Source organism: Curtobacterium sp. AC268, from assembly GCF_979258745.1.
The window spans coordinates 2397193-2413608 of sequence record NZ_OZ409878.1 but is presented as its reverse complement, the minus strand read 5'-3'; the positions used below and the strand labels follow the sequence as shown (position 1 = coordinate 2413608).

General features: G+C 70.4%; 16 protein-coding genes and 3 tRNA genes. 11 read left to right on the top strand and 8 right to left on the bottom strand.

Annotated elements, in window-relative coordinates; genetic code table 11:
* Positions 1 to 3: 3 nt before the first annotated feature.
* The 3 genes from ftsH to tilS all read right to left on the bottom strand — a co-directional run bounded on the left by ftsH (position 4) and on the right by tilS (position 3731).
* Positions 4 to 1992 (bottom strand): ATP-dependent zinc metalloprotease FtsH, encoded by a 1989-nt coding sequence (ftsH, locus tag ACZZ9K_RS11480; RefSeq protein ID WP_027467057.1) that lies wholly within the window; start codon positions 1990 to 1992, stop codon positions 4 to 6.
* Between the two features lie 158 nt (positions 1993 to 2150).
* The gene (gene hpt / locus ACZZ9K_RS11475) at positions 2151 to 2702 is read right to left on the bottom strand and encodes a hypoxanthine phosphoribosyltransferase (RefSeq protein ID WP_017887686.1); all 552 of its coding nucleotides are present in this window, start codon (positions 2700 to 2702) and stop codon (positions 2151 to 2153) included.
* 9 nt (positions 2703 to 2711) lie between these two features.
* Positions 2712 to 3731 (bottom strand): tRNA lysidine(34) synthetase TilS, encoded by a 1020-nt coding sequence (gene tilS / locus ACZZ9K_RS11470; protein WP_463444098.1) that lies wholly within the window; start codon positions 3729 to 3731, stop codon positions 2712 to 2714.
* A gap of 64 nt (positions 3732 to 3795) precedes the next feature.
* Here tilS and ACZZ9K_RS11465 point away from each other — a divergent pair, with 64 nt between their 5' ends.
* Positions 3796 to 4287 carry an inorganic diphosphatase gene (locus ACZZ9K_RS11465; RefSeq protein ID WP_027467055.1) on the top strand — a complete coding sequence of 164 codons (492 nt, stop codon included), beginning with the start codon at positions 3796 to 3798 and terminating at the stop codon, positions 4285 to 4287.
* Between the two features lie 199 nt (positions 4288 to 4486).
* Here ACZZ9K_RS11465 and ACZZ9K_RS11460 read toward each other — a convergent pair whose 3' ends face one another.
* Together ACZZ9K_RS11460 and ACZZ9K_RS11455 are read right to left on the bottom strand one after the other, a co-directional pair.
* Complete coding sequence (locus ACZZ9K_RS11460) at positions 4487 to 5947, bottom strand: C40 family peptidase (RefSeq protein ID WP_463444097.1); 1461 nt, start codon at positions 5945 to 5947, stop codon at positions 4487 to 4489.
* 34 nt (positions 5948 to 5981) lie between these two features.
* A complete protein-coding gene (locus tag ACZZ9K_RS11455) occupies positions 5982 to 7259 on the bottom strand; it encodes a M23 family metallopeptidase (protein ID WP_463444096.1) in 1278 nt (425 codons plus the stop codon).
* A 258-nt stretch (positions 7260 to 7517) separates the two neighbouring features.
* Here ACZZ9K_RS11455 and ACZZ9K_RS11450 point away from each other — a divergent pair.
* The 3 genes from ACZZ9K_RS11450 to ACZZ9K_RS11440 all read left to right on the top strand — a co-directional run bounded on the left by ACZZ9K_RS11450 (position 7518) and on the right by ACZZ9K_RS11440 (position 7794).
* Positions 7518 to 7590, top strand: a tRNA-Glu gene (locus ACZZ9K_RS11450).
* A gap of 53 nt (positions 7591 to 7643) precedes the next feature.
* A tRNA-Asp gene (locus ACZZ9K_RS11445) sits at positions 7644 to 7720 on the top strand.
* Position 7721: 1 nt separating this feature from the next.
* A tRNA-Phe gene (locus ACZZ9K_RS11440) sits at positions 7722 to 7794 on the top strand.
* 140 nt (positions 7795 to 7934) lie between these two features.
* Here the strand turns inward: ACZZ9K_RS11440 and ACZZ9K_RS11435 are convergent.
* Positions 7935 to 8945: an aldo/keto reductase family protein gene (locus ACZZ9K_RS11435; RefSeq protein WP_463444095.1), complete on the bottom strand. Its 1011-nt coding sequence runs from the start codon at positions 8943 to 8945 to the stop codon at positions 7935 to 7937.
* A gap of 126 nt (positions 8946 to 9071) precedes the next feature.
* Between ACZZ9K_RS11435 and ACZZ9K_RS11430 the strand changes: the two genes are divergently transcribed.
* The gene (locus tag ACZZ9K_RS11430) at positions 9072 to 10064 is read left to right on the top strand and encodes an NAD-dependent epimerase/dehydratase family protein (RefSeq protein ID WP_463444094.1); all 993 of its coding nucleotides are present in this window, start codon (positions 9072 to 9074) and stop codon (positions 10062 to 10064) included.
* 107 nt (positions 10065 to 10171) lie between these two features.
* On the opposite strand, the gene rocD is transcribed toward ACZZ9K_RS11430, so the two are convergent.
* Together rocD and ddaH are read right to left on the bottom strand one after the other, a co-directional pair.
* Positions 10172 to 11401 (bottom strand): ornithine--oxo-acid transaminase, encoded by a 1230-nt coding sequence (gene rocD / locus ACZZ9K_RS11425; RefSeq protein WP_071245285.1) that lies wholly within the window; start codon positions 11399 to 11401, stop codon positions 10172 to 10174.
* Entirely contained in the window at positions 11401 to 12309 is a 909-nt protein-coding gene (ddaH, locus tag ACZZ9K_RS11420; protein WP_138802294.1) for a dimethylargininase, read from the bottom strand. The genes rocD and ddaH overlap by 1 nt, the downstream gene beginning before the upstream one ends.
* A 245-nt stretch (positions 12310 to 12554) precedes the next feature.
* Between ddaH and ACZZ9K_RS11415 the strand changes: the two genes are divergently transcribed.
* The 6 genes from ACZZ9K_RS11415 to ACZZ9K_RS11390 all read left to right on the top strand — a co-directional run bounded on the left by ACZZ9K_RS11415 (position 12555) and on the right by ACZZ9K_RS11390 (position 16385).
* Positions 12555 to 12992: an Lrp/AsnC family transcriptional regulator gene (locus ACZZ9K_RS11415; protein WP_017887694.1), complete on the top strand. Its 438-nt coding sequence runs from the start codon at positions 12555 to 12557 to the stop codon at positions 12990 to 12992.
* A gap of 10 nt (positions 12993 to 13002) precedes the next feature.
* Positions 13003 to 13383 (top strand): hypothetical protein, encoded by a 381-nt coding sequence (locus ACZZ9K_RS11410; RefSeq protein WP_111234288.1) that lies wholly within the window; start codon positions 13003 to 13005, stop codon positions 13381 to 13383.
* Between the two features lie 3 nt (positions 13384 to 13386).
* The gene (locus ACZZ9K_RS11405) at positions 13387 to 14220 is read left to right on the top strand and encodes a nitroreductase family protein (protein ID WP_111055225.1); all 834 of its coding nucleotides are present in this window, start codon (positions 13387 to 13389) and stop codon (positions 14218 to 14220) included.
* On the top strand, positions 14217 to 14978 hold the full coding sequence (locus tag ACZZ9K_RS11400) for a YqjF family protein (RefSeq protein ID WP_463444093.1): 762 nt from the start codon (positions 14217 to 14219) through the stop codon (positions 14976 to 14978). The genes ACZZ9K_RS11405 and ACZZ9K_RS11400 overlap by 4 nt, the downstream gene beginning before the upstream one ends.
* 70 nt (positions 14979 to 15048) lie before the next feature.
* Positions 15049 to 16044: an SDR family oxidoreductase gene (locus ACZZ9K_RS11395; protein ID WP_463444092.1), complete on the top strand. Its 996-nt coding sequence runs from the start codon at positions 15049 to 15051 to the stop codon at positions 16042 to 16044.
* The gene (locus ACZZ9K_RS11390) at positions 16041 to 16385 is read left to right on the top strand and encodes a hypothetical protein (protein WP_463444091.1); all 345 of its coding nucleotides are present in this window, start codon (positions 16041 to 16043) and stop codon (positions 16383 to 16385) included. Before ACZZ9K_RS11395 ends, ACZZ9K_RS11390 begins: the two co-directional genes overlap by 4 nt.
* Positions 16386 to 16416: the final 31 nt, after the last annotated feature.

Here is a 16416-nt window from a genome sequence, read left to right as displayed (position 1 = left end):
GGCCTACGCGGGGGCGATACCCGGGTTGCCGAACGGGCGACGACGGGTCTTCGAGGTCGACTCGGAGTCCGACGGGTCCGCTGCGGTCGAGGCGGCCTTGCCGGGCACGTCGATCGCGGGCAGGTTGCTGACCGGGCGCTTGTCGCTGGAGAGCCACTGCGGGCGCTCCGGCAGCTTGCGGACGTCCTTGAAGATCTCCACGAGCTCCGGGGCGTCGAGCGTCTCCTTCTCGAGGAGCTCGCCGGCCAGGCGGTCGAGGATGTCGCGGTTGTCGTTGAGCACCTGGTAGGCCTCGTCGTGCGCGGCCTCGAGCAGGGCACGGGTCTCGGCGTCGACCGTCTGGGCGATGGTCTCCGAGTAGTCGCGACCGGTGCCACCGCTCATGTCGCGGCCGACGAACGGCTCGCTCGAGCCGGACCCGAGCTTGACGGACCCGACGGCCTGGCTCATGCCGTACTCGGTGACCATCTTGCGGGCGGTGCCGGTGGCCTTCTCGATGTCGTTCGAGGCGCCGGTGGTCGGGTCGTGGAACACGATCTCCTCGGCGACGCGACCACCCATGGCGTAGGTGAGCTGGTCGAGGAGCTCGTTGCGGGTGACCGAGTACTTGTCCTCGAGCGGGAGCACCATCGTGTAGCCGAGGGCACGGCCGCGGGGCAGGATCGTGATCTTCGTGACCGGGTCGGTGTGCCGCATCGCCGCTGCCGCCAGGGCGTGGCCGCCCTCGTGGTACGCGGTGATCAGGCGTTCCTGGTCGGACATGATCCGGGTCCGGCGCTGCGGGCCGGCCATCACGCGGTCGACGGCCTCGTCGAGGGCACGGTTGTCGATGAGCTGCGCGTTCGAGCGGGCGGTCAGCAGGGCCGCCTCGTTCAGGACGTTCGCCAGGTCGGCACCGGTGAAGCCCGGCGTCTTGCGGGCGAGCAGCTCGAGGTCGACGCTCGCGGCGAGCGGCTTGCCCTTCGCGTGCACCTCGAGGATCTGCTTGCGGCCGGCGAGACCCGGGGCGTCGACGCCGATCTGGCGGTCGAAGCGGCCGGGGCGCAGGAGCGCGGGGTCGAGCACGTCGGGACGGTTCGTCGCGGCGATGAGGATGACGTTCGTCTTGCCGTCGAAGCCGTCCATCTCGACGAGGAGCTGGTTCAGCGTCTGCTCGCGCTCGTCGTTGCCACCGCCGATGCCGGCACCACGGTGACGACCGACAGCGTCGATCTCGTCGATGAAGACGATGGCCGGCGAGTTCGCCTTGGCCTGCTCGAAGAGGTCTCGGACACGGCTCGCACCGACACCGACGAACATCTCGACGAAGTCCGAACCGGAGATCGAGTAGAACGGCACGCCGGCTTCACCCGCGACGGCGCGGGCGAGCAGGGTCTTGCCGGTTCCGGGAGGGCCGTAGAGCAGCACGCCCTTCGGGATCTTCGCCCCGACGGCCTGGAACTTCGCGGGCTCCTTGAGGAACTCCTTGATCTCGTGCAGTTCCTCGATCGCCTCGTCGGCACCCGCGACGTCGGCGAACGACACCTGCGGGTTCTCCTTGTTGTTGATCTTGGCCTTCGACTTGCCGAACTGCATGACCTTCGAGCCGCCGCCCTGGGCGCTCGAGAGCAGGAACCAGAACAGGGCACCGATGATCAGGAACGGCAGCAGGATGCCGAGCAGCGACAGGAACCAGTTGCCCTGTGCGACACGGTCGTTGTAGCCGTCGGGCAGGTTGGCGTCGTTGACCGCCTGCACCACTTCTTCGCCGCGGGGCGTGGAGTAGTAGAACTGCTCCTGCTTGTCGCCGTCCTTCAGGACGAGGTCGACCCGCTGCTCGGTGGAGTTGATGGTCGCGGACGAGACCTTGTCATCGGAGAGCTGCTCGAGACCCTTCTGGGTGTCGATCTCTTGCGTGCTGCCCTGGCTGATGACGCTCCAGCCGATGAAGATGCCCGCCAGCGCGATCAGCACGTAGAGGTACGGGCCGCGGAAGATGCGCTTGAAGTTCATGTGATCCGGGCGCGAGTGCCCGACACCTTTCTCTGCCGAAGTTGCGTGCAGGTCAGCATACGGCCGCGATTCTGTGGCGAGAATGGGTGTCCTCTGCGGGCGAACTCACCCCCGGGCCAGAGTCGGCCGAGTGCGACCCGAGCGCGGCGGGCCGCCCGTCAGGAGTAGACGTGCGGAGCGAGGACGCCGACGCCGCGCAGGTTGCGGTAGCGCTCGTCGTAGTCCAGGCCGTACCCGACCACGAAGGCGTCGGGGATGTCGAAGCCCACGTACTTGACGTCGACCTCGACCTTGGCGGCCTCGGGCTTGCGCAGCAGGGCGACGATCTCGACGCTCGCGGCACCGCGGGACTGCAGGTTCTGCTTGAGCCACGACAGGGTCAGACCGGAGTCGATGATGTCCTCGACGATCAGGACGTCACGGCCGTGCAGGTCGGTGTCGAGGTCCTTGAGGATCCGCACCACACCGGACGACTTCGTGCCGGAGCCGTACGAGGACACCGCCATCCAGTCCATCCGCGCCTGCATCTTGAGGTGGCGCGAGAAGTCCGCCATCACCATGACGGCACCCTTCAGCACCCCGACGAGCAGCGGGTCGCGGCCCGCGTAGTCGGCGTCGACGACCGCCGCGAGCTCGGCGAGCTTCTCGTCGATCTGCTCGGGGGTGAAGAGCACTTCGGACAGGTCTGCCTGGACGTCGGAGAGTTCCACCACGCCAGCCTAACCGGCGCTGAACTCGATGCGGTCGCCGGTCCGCGTGGCACGGACGCCCGGCAGGTCGATCGGGCCCTGTCCGCTCCAGTCCGTGACCAGCCGGCAGACCTCGAGCGTCTGCACGCGCGACAGCGTCACCCCGAACTCGCTCTCCACCGCCAGGCGCACGAGTCGCTGCCGGAGCGCCGGCGGGTTCGCCCCGAGCGCCCGCACCGACAGCGAGATGCCGGCCTCGGAGTGCTCGGCGATGTCCTCGGCGATCTCCTCGGCGAAGTGGTCGAGGGCGGCGGAGTCCTCGCGCAGCTGGTCGGCCGTCCGGGCCAGGGCCTCGGGCACCCCGGCACCGAGCTCCCGTTCGAGCACCGGCAGCAGGGTGTTCCGCACCCGCACCCGTGCGTAGGCGGGGTCGTCGTTCTGCGGGTCGTGCCACGGCGCGAGCCCCGCTGCGGCGCACGCCTGCCGGGTCGCGTGGCGCCGGACCGACAGGAGCGGCCGGCCGTACGCCGGGCCGCCGTCGCGTCGGGCGAGCGGCTGCATGCCGGACAGGCTGTCCGGCCCGCTGCCGCGCAGCAGGCCGAGCAGCACCGTCTCGGCCTGGTCGTCCAGGGTGTGGCCCAGCAGCACGAGGGGTGACCCGGTGGCGGCCGCGACCTCGGCGATCGACGCGTGGCGGGCCTCCCGGGCGGCGCCTTCCGGGCCACCGTCGGAGCCGACCGTGACCCTGCGGACCGTCACCGGGTCGAGTCCCAGCTCGGATGCCTGCCGGGAGGCGCGACTCGCGACCGCCTCGGAGCCCGCCTGGAGTGCGTGGTCGACGACCACTGCCCCGGCCCGCAGACCCTGCTTGCCCGCTTCGAACGCGGTGGCCGCCGCCAGGGCGAGGGAGTCCGGTCCGCCGCTCAGTGCGACGAGGACCAGGTCGTCTGCGGCGACCACACCGTCGTCGACGGCTGCGGCGAGCAGGTCGCGGACCGCCAGGCGGGTCTCGGCGACGGCGGGGTCGAGCCGGGGACGCGGAGAGTTCACCCGGTAACGTTAGCCGCGCTTTCGCAACACACGACAGTCCCCGAAGCAGACACAGGAGCGCAACATGGCCGCGTACGACGTCGTCGTCGAGATCCCCAAGGGCAGCCGCAACAAGTACGAGGTGGACCACGAGACCGGTCGCGTCTACCTCGACCGCGTGCTGTTCACCTCGTTCGTCTACCCCACCGACTACGGGTTCTTCGAGAAGACCCTGGCCGACGACGGTGACCCCGTGGACGCGCTGCTGCTGCTCGAGTTCCCGACGTTCCCCGGCGTCGGCGTCAAGGTCCGCCCCGTCGGCGTCTTCAAGATGAGCGACGAGGCCGGCAACGACGAGAAGGTCCTCGTGGTCCCCGCCAAGGACCCGCGCTGGGCACACATCCAGGACATCTCGGACGTGCCGGAGCAGACGAAGGCCGAGATCGCGCACTTCTTCGAGCGCTACAAGGACCTCGAGCCGAACAAGTGGGTCAAGGCCGAGGGTTGGGGCGACGCCGCCGAGGCCGAGCGCATCGTGCAGGCCGGTCAGGCCGCGTACGTGCCCGGCTCGCACTGACGATCCCCTGACGACGAACGGCGCCCGCTCTCCTTCCGGAGGGCGGGCGCCGTTCTGTGTGCGGTGTGGGCTGCCGGCGCGCGGGGCGGGGCGTACCTGGTGGAAACGGGCGTACCTGGTGGGTTGGTCCGTGCAGGTACGCCCGATCTCGCTTGGTACTGCATCCGCTCTGGGAAAGAACGGGCACACCGGGAGCTGGCTACAGGGAACCGCTCGGGCGCGCGACGTACGGCATGAGCTGGTTCGGCAGCCAGATCGCGCGCTCGACGACGCCGACGCCGGGGCGCGCGGCCTCGACCATGGTGCCGTAGCTCGTCACGATCGAGTCGTGGTACGCCCCCGAGGCGGTGCCGTTCGACGAGTAGAACAGGATGTCGCCGGGCTGGCGCTGGGACAGCGGGACGAGGCGACCGATCGACTTGAAGTAGTTGTACTGCCAGACGACGTTGTGCCCACCGGTCGCGATGCCCTGCGAGTTGTAGGCCATCATCACGAGTCCGGAGCAGTCCCAGGTGGTCGGGCCGGCGCCGCCGAGGACGTACGCCTCGCCGAGCTGCCCTCGGGCGTAGGAGATCGCGCCGGCGGCCTTCGAGGGGCTGCTCGGGGCCGGTGCGGGGGCGGGTGCTGGCGCAGGGGCCGGGGCGGGAGCAGGGGCGGGTGCCGGCTTGCTCGGCGTGCTGGGAGTGCTCGGGGTACTCGGCTTCGCGGGGGTGCCGGGGTTCGACGGGGTGCTCGGCTTGGACGGCGTGCTCGGGACAGCCGGGGTGGAGGTCCCGCCACCGGTGCTGCCGGCGCCGCCCGTGTTGCCGGTGTTGCTGCCGCTCGTGCCCCCGCCGGTGGCGTTCCCGGTACCGGAGTCGTTCCCGGTGCCGGCGTCGCCCGTCTGCTTGGCGATGGCGGCCGCGGCGGCCTTCGCCTGCTGCGCGCTCCAGTACGCGGTCTCCGTCGCGACGCTCGTGCCCTTCAGGTACGCGAGCTGGCGCAGGACCTCGGCCTGCTGGTCCTGTTCCTTCTGCACCCGCGCCTGGGCGCCTGCGGCCACGTCGTTGGCCGTCGCGAAGGTGGTCTTCGTCGCCTCGGTCGCCTTGCTCAGGGCCTTCTCGGCGGCGGACTGCTGGGCCGCCAGGGACTCGACGGTCTTCTGGTCGGCACGTGCCTCGGCCAGGACCGTCGCGGAGCGCTCGGACAGGTGCGACATCGTGCCGACGCGGTAGAGCAGGTCCTTCGAGTCCGACGAGTCCATGAGCATCGTCGTCGACAGGTCACCGCCGCCCGTGCGGGACAGCTCGACCACGAGCCCGGCGACCTGGCCGGCCGAGTCGTCCGCCCGGTCCTTCGCACGCTTCGACTGCGCGGACAGGTCGGCGAGGGTGTCCTCGGCCTCCTGCTGCTGCGACGCCGCCAGGGCGTACGCCTGCCCGGCCTGCTGCTCGGCGACACCGGCCTGGTCGGCGGCGTCCTGCAGCGTGCCGAGCCGGTCGCTCAGCTCGTCGACCGTCTGCTGGGCGTCGGCCGCGTCGGACTTGGCGGCCTTGACGTCGTCCCAGGACGGACCCGAGGGCGCGGCCTGGGCCGGTCCGGCGATGACGACCGACAGGCCGATGCCGAGCACGGCGATGGTCGCGATCCCGCAGGAGAACGAGCGAGCGGAGGTGGTCATGACGTGGAAGGACTCGTTCCGGCGGCGCTGATGCTCATACCGAGATCCCCCGCGCTGCCATGAAGGGGACCGGGTCGACGGCAGCGCCGTTGACCCGGGTCTCGAAGTGGAGGTGGCACCCGGTCGACCAGCCGGTCGAGCCGATCTTGGCGATCTGCTGTCCCGCGGTGACGTGCTGGCCGGCGGTGACCATGATCCCGCCGTCGACGACGTGGCCGTACGCGGTGGAGATGCCGCCGCCGTTGTCGAGGATGACCTCGTTGCCGTACCCGCCACCGTTGCCGGCGAAGGTGACGGTGCCGTCGTGTGCCGCGTAGATCGGGGCGTAGCAGGCCGGGGCCAGGTCGACGCCGGCGTGCAGGGCGCTGACGTGCGTGTACGGGTCGACGCGGTAGCCGTAGGGGCTGGTCTGGTACCCGCCGGCGGGCCGGACCCAGCCGGACGCGTTCGCACTGCCGCCGCCGGTGCCGCCCTGGCTCGTGGCTGCGGCCTTGGCTGCTGCCTTCGCGGCGGCTGCGGCGAGGCGGGCCTGGCGGGCCTTCTCGGCGGCGACGCCCTTGCGGTAGTCGGCCTCGACGCCGCGCTGCTTCGAGGTGAGCGCGGTCAGCTGCGCCTCGAGCCGGGACTCGTTGTCGTTCTGGGCGTCCACCGCGGTCTGTGCGGCGTCGGCGGCACCCTGGGCCTGCTGCATCTTCGACTGTGCGGCGTCGGCGAGGTCGCCCAGGGCTGCTTTCGCAGTGTCCGCCTTGTCGGCCTGGGCCTGGGCGGTGCCGCGGTCCTGCGACGCCTGCGAGTAGATGCCGTCGGCCTGCTCGCTGAGCTTCGACATGGCACCGAGCTCGTAGAGCAGGTCGCCGGAGTCCGAGGGGTGCGTGAGGATGTCGGTCGTCACGTCGTCGGCGCTGGCCCGACCGAGCTGCGCGGCGAGCTGACCGGCCTGCGCTTCGGACCGCGCTGCGGTCTGTTCGGCCTCGTCGGCCTGGGACTGCAGCGACTTCTGCTTGAGCGTCGCCTCGTCGTACTTGCTCTGCGCGGCCTGGTACGCCTCGCCCGCGGCCTGTGCGGCCTTCTGCTTGGAAGCCGCCTCGCTCTTCAGCGACGAGATGAGCGACTTGATCTCGCTGACCTTGGCCTGCTGGGCGCTGGTCGACGACTTCGCCTGCTGCACCTCGTCCCAGCTGGGGTAGCTCGCAGCGCTGGCGGACGACGTCGGGGCGAGGGCCGCGAGCGCGCCGGCCGTGAGCGCGACGGCGACCGCGGCGGCGATCAGGCGGCTGCGGGTGCGGAGGGAGAAGGGAGTGGAGGTCGACATGTATCTCGATTTCGTAACAGCGCGGCAAGGCTCACGCACGTAACACTGTTAACAGGTGCAACAGTAACAACACGGGTCGCAGGCTCGACAGCCCCTCGGACGAGGGGTGCGACCGCCGACGATGCTCGCACCGACAGCATCCGAGACCCGTGCGCTGACGCCGCGACACGCCGGGGATGCACGGTTGGCGGCGTCGGATTTGTGAAACCCGGGGGGCATCCGTATGCTTATCCATCGGTAGCGCGATGCACTGCTTGCGGCCCTATCGTTTAGTGGCCTAGGACACCGCCCTTTCACGGCGGCAGCACGGGTTCGAATCCCGTTGGGGTCACTCCTTGAGTGAGCGAGCAAGTAGTACTGAACAACACCACAGCAATTCAATATGGCCCTGTAGCGCAGCTGGTTAGCGTGCCGCCCTGTCACGGCGGAGGTCGCGGGTTCAAGTCCCGTCAGGGTCGCCACGGCTGGATAGCTCAGTTGGTAGAGCGTTCGACTGAAAATCGAAAGGTCCACGGATCGATGCCGTGTCCAGCCACCGGTGAAGGCCCCCTGCTTCGGCAGGGGGCCTTTTCCGTTGTCTGGGCGGTGTGACCTGCTCGCAAAACACCGGTGTCCGCGCATCGAGCCGCGGCATGCGCGTGTTCAACGGGCGAACACCGGTGTTTCGCGGAGGGCCTAGGCCTCGCGCGTCTTCGGGCTGCTGTCGTTCGTCTTCCCGGGGTCGCGCTCGACCACGGCGCCCAGGGCATCGTCGATCCGCGACATCAGCTCCGCCGGGATCGTGACGCCGGCAGCGCCCGCGTTGTCGTGCACCTGCTCCGGACGCGAGGCCCCGATGATCGCGCTCGCGACGTTGTCGTTCTGCAGGACCCACGCGACGGCGAGCTGCGCCATCGACAGGTCGAGCTCGTCGGCGACCGGCTGCAGCTCCTGCACCGAGGACAGCACCTCGTCGCGCATGAACCGCTTGATCATGTCCGCGCCGCCCTTGTCGTCGGTCGCGCGGGAGCCCTCGGGCAGCGGCTGACCCGGCTTGTACTTGCCGGTGAGCACCCCCTGGGCGATCGGGGACCAGACGATCTGCGAGATGCCGAGTTCCTTCGAGGTGGGGACGACCTCGTCCTCGATGACCCGCCACAGCGCCGAGTACTGCGGCTGGTTCGAGATGAGCTGGAAGCCGAGGTCCTTCGCGAGCGCAGCACCCGCACGCAGCTGGTCCGCGGTCCACTCGCTGACGCCGACGTACAGGACCTTGCCCTGGCGCACGATGTCCGCGAAGGCCTGCATCGTCTCTTCGAGCGGGGTCTCGTGGTCGTAGCGGTGTGCCTGGTACAGGTCGACGTAGTCCGTCTGCAACCGCTGCAGCGAGCCGTCGATCGACTCGAGGATGTGCTTGCGGGACAGCCCGGTGTCGTTGTGGCCCTTCGGACCGGTCGGCCCGAACACCTTGGTGGCGATCTCGAGGGACTGGCGCCGCTCCCCCTTGAGCGCTTCGCCGAGGACCGTCTCCGCGCCGGTGTTGGCGTAGACGTCGGCGGTGTCGAACGTCGAGATGCCGACCTCGAGGGCGGCCTTGACGCAGGCGATCGCCGCGTCGTTCTCGACCTGGGATGCGTGGGTGAGCCAGTTGCCGTAGGTGATCTCGGAGACCTTGAGGCCCGAGTTGCCGAGGTAGCGGTACTCCATGTGCGTGTCACTCCTGTCGTGGGGCGCGTCGGTGCGACCCGAACCGTGACGGTAGTCGGCTCGGACGGTGCAGGATCACATGGGACGACGGCGCGACGCTGCGCCGCGGAGAGTGAGGGAGCATCCATGACCGGAGCGAGCGTGTTGTTCATCGGCGGGAGCGGCGTGATCAGCGCCGCCTGCGTCCGGGAAGCCGTCGAGCAGGGGTTCGACGTCACCGTGCTCAACCGGGGAACCACCGGGGGCAGGCCGATCCCGGAGGGTGTGACGCGCCTCCAGGCCGACGTGTCGGACCGCAGCGCACTGGCGGACGCACTCGGTGACCAGCGCTTCGACGTGGTCGTGAACTGGATCGCCTTCACGCCGGACCAGGTGCAGGCCGACGTCGACTTCTTCGCCGGGCGGACGCGGCAGTACGTGTTCATCAGCTCGGCCTCGGCGTACCAGACGCCGGCGACGCACCTGCCGATCACGGAGTCGACGCCGCTGAAGAACCCGTACTGGCAGTACTCGCGCGACAAGATCGCGTGCGAGGAGCTGCTGATGCAGGCGTACCGGGAGCAGGACTTCCCGGTGACGATCGTGCGGCCGTCGCACACCTACGACGAGACGAAGCTGCCGCTGACCGGCGGCTGGACCGCAGTTGCTCGGATGCGTGCCGGCAAGCCGGTCATCATCACCGGCGACGGCACCTCGCTGTGGACCCTGACGCACAGTCGCGACTTCGCGGTCGGGTTCACGGGGCTGCTCGACCGGGCCGAGGCGATCGGTGAGCCCTTCACGATCACCAGCGACGAGGCGCCGACGTGGAACGCCATCGCACATGAGATCGCGGCGGCGGCCGGGGTCGAGGACCTGCGGATCGTGCACGTGCCGGCGGATGCCATCGCCGCCGCGGACGCTGAGTGGGGCGCGGCGCTGCTCGGCGACAAGGCGAACAGCTCCGTGTTCGACAACGGCAAGGTCCGGTCGCTCGTGCCGTGGTACCGGCCGCGCACCACCTACCGGCAGGGTGTCCGCGAGGTCATCGCCTGGTACGAGGCGCACCCCGAGGAGCAGGTCGTCGACGAGCGGCTCGATGCTCTGATGGACGAGCTGGCGGCGCGCTGGGCGGTGTGAGCCGCACTGGTTGACGCGCGCCGGCGCACGCAAGACACCGGTGTTCGCCCTCCGCACCGCGGGATGCGGGGGTTCAACGCGCGAACACCGGTGTTCCGCGGATCAGGTCAGGCGCGCGCCGTCAGGACGTCGGCCAGGGTCCCGATCGCGAAGCGCACCTCGTCGTCGGTGACGACCAGGGGCGGCGCGAAGCGGATCGTCGACCCGTGGGTGTCCTTCACCAGGAGCCCGCGGTCGGCGAGGTCCTTCGAGATCGCCTTGCCGGTGCCGAGCGCGGGGTCGATGTCGATCCCCGCCCAGAGTCCGGCGACCCGGTGCGAGACGACACCCTTGCCGAGCAGGTCGTCGAGCAGGCCGCGCAACAGCGGTTCGCCGTCGAGGGCCCGCTGCTGGAACGTGCCCTCTCCGAGCATCGCCACGACCTCGGCACCGACGGCCGCGGCGAGCGGGTTGCCGCCGAAGGTCGACCCGTGTTCGCCGGGGCGCAAGACCCCGAGGACGGCAGCCGAACCGACGACCGCCGACACCGGCACGATGCCGCCGCCGAGGGCCTTGCCGAGCGTGATGAGGTCGGGGCGGACCCCGACGCGCTGCACCGCGAGCGTGTGCCCCGTGCGACCGAGGCCGGACTGGATCTCGTCGGCGATGAACAGCGCGCCGAACTCGTCGCAGACCGCGCGGACGTCAGGAAGGTAGGACTCCGGCGGGATGACCACGCCGCCCTCGCCCTGGATCGGCTCGAGCAGCACGGCGACGACGGTCTCGTCCATCGCCTCGCGCAGAGCCGCAGCGTCGCCGTACGGCACCGTGCGGAAGCCGGGCGTGAACGGTCCGAAGTCATCGTGGGCCGAGGGGTCGTCCGAGAACGAGATGATCGTCGTGGTGCGGCCGTGGAAGTTCCCGGACGCGACGATGATCGTCGCCCGCTCGGCCGGCACGCCCTTGACGCGGTAGCCCCAGGCGCGGGACACCTTGATCGCGGACTCGACGGCCTCGGCACCGGTGTTCATCGGCAGGACCATCTCGGTCTCCGTCAACGCCGCCAGTGCTGCGGCGAACGGCCCGAGCTGGTCGTTCACGAACGCGCGGCTCGTGAGCGTCACACGGTCGAGCTGCGCCCGTGCGGCGTCGAGCAGCCGCGGGTTGCCGTGGCCGAAGTTCACCGCCGAGTACGCGGCGAGGCCGTCCAGGTACTGCTTGCCGTCGACGTCGGTGACGGTCGCTCCGGCACCCGACGCGATGACGACGGGCAGCGGGCTGTAGTTGTGCGCGAGGGCGCGGTCCTCGACGGCGAGCGCCGCCGCGGTGTTGACCCCGAGCGACGCTGCCGCCGACATCAGCTGACCCCGAGCGAACGCGCGACCGAGGTGCCGGTGCCGACCGGGTGCAGGTCGAGGGTGCAGCACTTCACGCCGCCGCCGCCGAGCAGCAGCTCGGACAGGTCGACGCCGATCGGGTTGTAGCCCTTCTCCCGCAGCTGCTCGGCGAACCGGACAGCCCGGGCGGCGATCACGACGTTGTACCCGTCGGAGTACGAGTTCAGGCCGAGGATCGCGGCGTCTTCTTCGGTGGCGATGATCGCGTCCGGGAAGCGCTCGCGCAGGATCGCCAACGACGGCTCGTCGAAGGCGCTCTCCAGGTACGCGATGTTGCTCGTCCCGTCGACGGAGGGCTCGGGGTCGAGCACGGCGATCGCGGTGTCGAGGTGGTAGAAGCTCGGGTTGATGAGCTTGAGGGTGACGACCTCGCGGCCGTAGATCTTCGCGAGCTCGTCGTGCGAGGTGCTGTCCGACCGGAAGCCCGTGCCGGCGAAGATGGTGTCCCCGATGAGCAGGAAGTCGCCCTCGCCCTCGTTGGTCTGCTCCGGCTCGGCGACGGTCAGACCGGCCTGGCGGAACCAGTCCATGTACGCGGGGCCCTCGGGCTGGCGCTCCGGGTACTGGAACTTCGCGCCGTACGCGATGCCGTCGAGGACGAACCCGCCGTTGGCCGCGTAGACCATGTCCGGCAGGCCGTCGATCGGGTCGATGTACGAGATGTCGAAGCCGAGCTCCTCGTAGACGGCGACGAGCGACTCCCACTGCTCGACGGCCTTCGACGTGTCGGTCGGCTCCTCCGGGTGCATCCACGGGTTGATCCGGTAGCTCACGGTGTAGAAGTCCGGCTTGCACATCAGGATCGTGCGCTTGGTGGCGACACGGGCCGGGGTGGCGACGGACTCGGGGGCGGGTGCGGTGTTCGACATCAGTCCTCCTGGAAGGGACCGGGGCCCGAGCCTGCCAGGAACCGAAACGGAACGAGGAGAAGAGCTCCGGTGAGATGCAGGCTCACTCACCGCAGCGGACCAGGTCGACGCCACTCCGATCCTGACACACACCGTCCAGCAAGTGCAGTCCCCCGCCTGCGGGACCGTGACACCCGTTCGGGTGACGCACGTTTCGTGCGCGAGACCCACCGGGCTCGCAACAAGTCCGCGTACGATGGGGACAAATGGATACGCTCGACCACCGCATCCTGGATCAGCTCCGGGACAACGCCCGCGCCGGCTACGGCGACATCGGGTCGGTGGTCGGACTCTCGGCCTCGGCCGTCAAGCGCCGCGTCGACCGGCTGGTCGGTGACGGCGTCATCCAGGGCTTCACGATCAAGGTCGACCCCGCCGTCGAGGACCGCGGCACCGAGGCCTGGGTCGAGCTCTACTGCCGCGGCACCGTCTCGCCCGACGAGCTGCGTGCCCTGCTCGACACCGTCCCCGAGGTCATCGACGCGGGCACGGTCACCGGCAGCGCCGACGCCGTCGTGCACATGCGCTCGAAGGACCTGTCCGCGCTCGAGGAGGCGCTCGACAAGGTCCGCCTCGCACCCCAGGTCGACCACACCCGCTCCGCGATCGTGCTCTCCAAGCTCGTCAGTCGAGAGACCGCGTAGCGTCCCACGCATGGGACGGAAGACGGTCTGGAGGCGCGACTCGGCACCCACGGGATCGCGCCCGGCCCGGCAGCTGGTCACCGCTGCGAGCGTCGCCTACGTCGCGAACTGCCTGTGGGGCACCGCGGTCGCCGTGCGGCTGATCCGCACGAAGAAGCTCCGCGTCGTGCACCACGGCCTGTTCGTCGTGACCGCGACCCTGACCGGCGTCGCCGCGACGACCCCCGCGTGGACGCGCGACCGCACCGCGCTGTTCCTGCTGCCGGCACTCGTGCCGCTGGCGGTCGCTCCACGCACCAACCCGCGCTCCGGAGCACACTGGAGGGTCGCGGTCGCCGCCGCACCGTCCTACCTGGGGGCCGTGCTCGCCCGCAGGCGATCAGAGAGGTGAGCAGTGGAGCTGTTCGAGGCCATCCGCCGACGACGCACGACGAACGGGCCGTTCCTGCCCGATCCGGTGTCGGACGAGCACCAGCGGCTGCTCATGGAGCTCGCCGGCCGGGCGCCGTCCCAGCTCAACAGCCAGCCGTGGCGCTTCGTGCTGATCGAGGAACGCCGGACGATCGACCGCGTCGCCGAGATCAGCGGCAGCTCGATGACCCGCACCATGGCCGAGGGCACGTTCTTCGAGCGGTACAAGCCGTACTTCCGGTTCTCCAAGGCCGAGATGGACGAGCGGCGCGACGGCATGCTGTTCGACAAGCTCCCCGGGCCGCTGCGGCCGTTCACGAAGCAGGTGTTCACGAAGCGCGGGCAGCTGCTCATGAACACACTCCGGGTGCCGCAGACCCTGGGTGAGGAGAACCGGAAGCTCGTCGCCGGGTCACCGCTGCTGCTCGGCGTGATGCTCGACCGCCACGAGTACCGGAAGGAGGAGCTGTCCGGCTTCTACTCGGTGTTCAGCATGGGCGCGGCAATGGAGAACATCTGGCTCGCGACGACCGAGCTCGGCCTGGGGATCCAGTTCGTGTCCTTCCCGATGGAGACCCCCGGCGCGTGGGAGGAGATCGAGGGACTGCTCCGCGTGCCCGAGTCGCTCGAGCTGATGGCCGTCTACCGGATCGGGTACCTGCCCCCGGAACGACGACGGCCGGCCATCGACTGGACGTCGAGCGAGCGGAAGCGTCCCTCGCAGTACGTGTTCCGTGGCACCTGCGACACCCCGCAGCGCGGGTGGGACGACGCACCCGTCGCAGCCCACATCGAACCGGAGGCGACCACATCGTGACCGACACCCGACCCACCCAGAGCACCCCGGGCCTCCAGGCCGTGGCCCCCGGCCTGCTGGGCCGCCCCTGGATCTCGCAGGACTGGCTCGACGTCGTCTTCGTGCACTGGCGCGTCGACGTGTCGGCGGTGGCCCCGCTGCTGCCGGCCGGCACGCGGCCCGACACGATGGCGCTCGACGGCACCGACGACGGGGCGACCACCTGGGTGGGCCTCATCGCGTTCCGGTTCGAGGACACCCGGTTCCCGCCGTTCTCGACCGGGAGCATCGGCGACTTCGTCGAGCTGAACGTCCGCGTCTACACGGTCGACGAGCAGGGGCAGCGCGGGGTGGTGTTCCTGTCGCTCGACGCCGGCAAGCTCCTGCCGACCATCGGCGCACGCGTCGCGACCGGGCTGCCGTACCGGTGGGCGGTCGCGGAGTCGCGCAGCGGTGACGGCCGTGTGGGGTACGCGATGCGGCGGCACGGCACCCACCTGCGGTCGATGCTCGACGTCCGTGTGGGCGAGGTGCTCGACGAGCCGGGGCCCCTCGAGACGTTCCTGACGGCGCGGTGGGGCATGCACGTGCACCGGGCGGGGCGGACGCGGTTCTGGCCGAACGAGCACGAGTCGTGGCCGTTGCACCGGGCATCGGTCGTGTCGCTGCGGGACGACCTGGTCGGGGCGGCCGGGCTGCCCTTCGGGCTGACCGAGCTCGAGCCGGACTCGGTGCTCTACTCGCCGGGGGTCACGACGCGGTTCGGTCGGGGGCGCTGAGGCACGGCTACGGCAACGTCGGGGGACAGCGGCTGAGTGGTGCCCGGCCGGCCGCAGGTACAAGGGAGCCATGACTCGAGTGGCAGTGGTGACCGGTGGATCCGCAGGACTGGGACGGGCGACCGTCCGGGAGCTCGCCGCACGGGGGTGGGACGTGGCCGTCCTGGCCCGCGGGCAGGAGGGCGTCGACGCCGCCGTCGCCGAGGTCGAGGCAGCCGGGCGACGCGGGCTGCCCCTGGTCGCCGACGTCTCCGACCGCGACGCCGTCGAGGCCGCGGCCGACCGCGTCGAGCGGGAGCTCGGACCGATCGACCTGTGGGTGAACGGCGTGATGGTCGGGGTGTTCGGGAAGTTCCTCGACACCGCCCCGGAGGACTTCGAGCGCGCGCTGCACGTGACCTACCTCGGCTTCGTGAACGGCACCCGGTCGGCGCTGTCGCGGATGGTCCCCCGCGGTCGTGGGCACGTGATCCAGGTCGGTTCGGCGCTCGGGTTCCGCGGGATCCCGCTGCAGGCCGCGTACTGCGGCGCGAAGCACGCGATCGTCGGGTTCACCGAGTCCGTCGTCTCCGAGCTGCGCGAACAGGGCAGCAAGGTCAAGGTGTCCCGGGTGGACATGCCGGCCCTCAACACGATCCAGTTCCAGTGGGTGAAGTCGAAGCTGCCGCACCACCCGCAGCCGGTCGCCCCGATCTACCAGCCCGAGGTCGGCGCCCGCGCCATCGCCGCCGTGGCCGAACGACCGCGCAGCCGCACCTGGGTGGGCGAGTCGACGGTCTACACGATCCTCGGCAACCGGATCAGCGGACGCTTCGCCGACTGGTACGCCGCCAAGACCCTGGTCGACGGGCAGCAGGCTCCCGACAAGGACGGCCTCGAGATGCGGGACAACCTGTACGAGCCGGTTCCGGGCGACCACGGCGCGCACGGGGTCTTCGACGAGTCAGCGCACGCCTGGTCGCCGCAGACCTGGTGGGTGGAGCACCGCCGGGTCGGCAACGGCATCATCGGGGCCGTGCTCGGTGCGGCCGGTGCCGCTGCACTCGTCGCGGGACGCCGACGATGAGCCGCCGGTCGTCCGCCGGCAACGGGGCAGCCGTCGTCGAGCTGGCGCGTGCCGGGCTCGGCCTGTGGCACCTGAGCCGTGCGGCCCGAGGGTCGGACCAGGCCGTGCTGCACGGCGTGCTCGGGGTCCGTCAGCTCGCACAGGCTGCGCTCGTCGCACGGGCTGGTTCCGGCAACGCGCACACCCTGAGTGCCGTCGTGGACGCCCTGCACGGCGTGACGATGGTGCCGCTGGCCGTCGCCGATCCGCGTCGACGCCGGTTCGCTGTCGACCAGCTCTGGATCGCCGCGGTGCTCGCGGTCGCCGAGGCAGCGGTCGTCGGTCGCGGCGGTCGTCGCTGACTCCTGTCGGGGGTGCTCGGTAGCGTCCCCG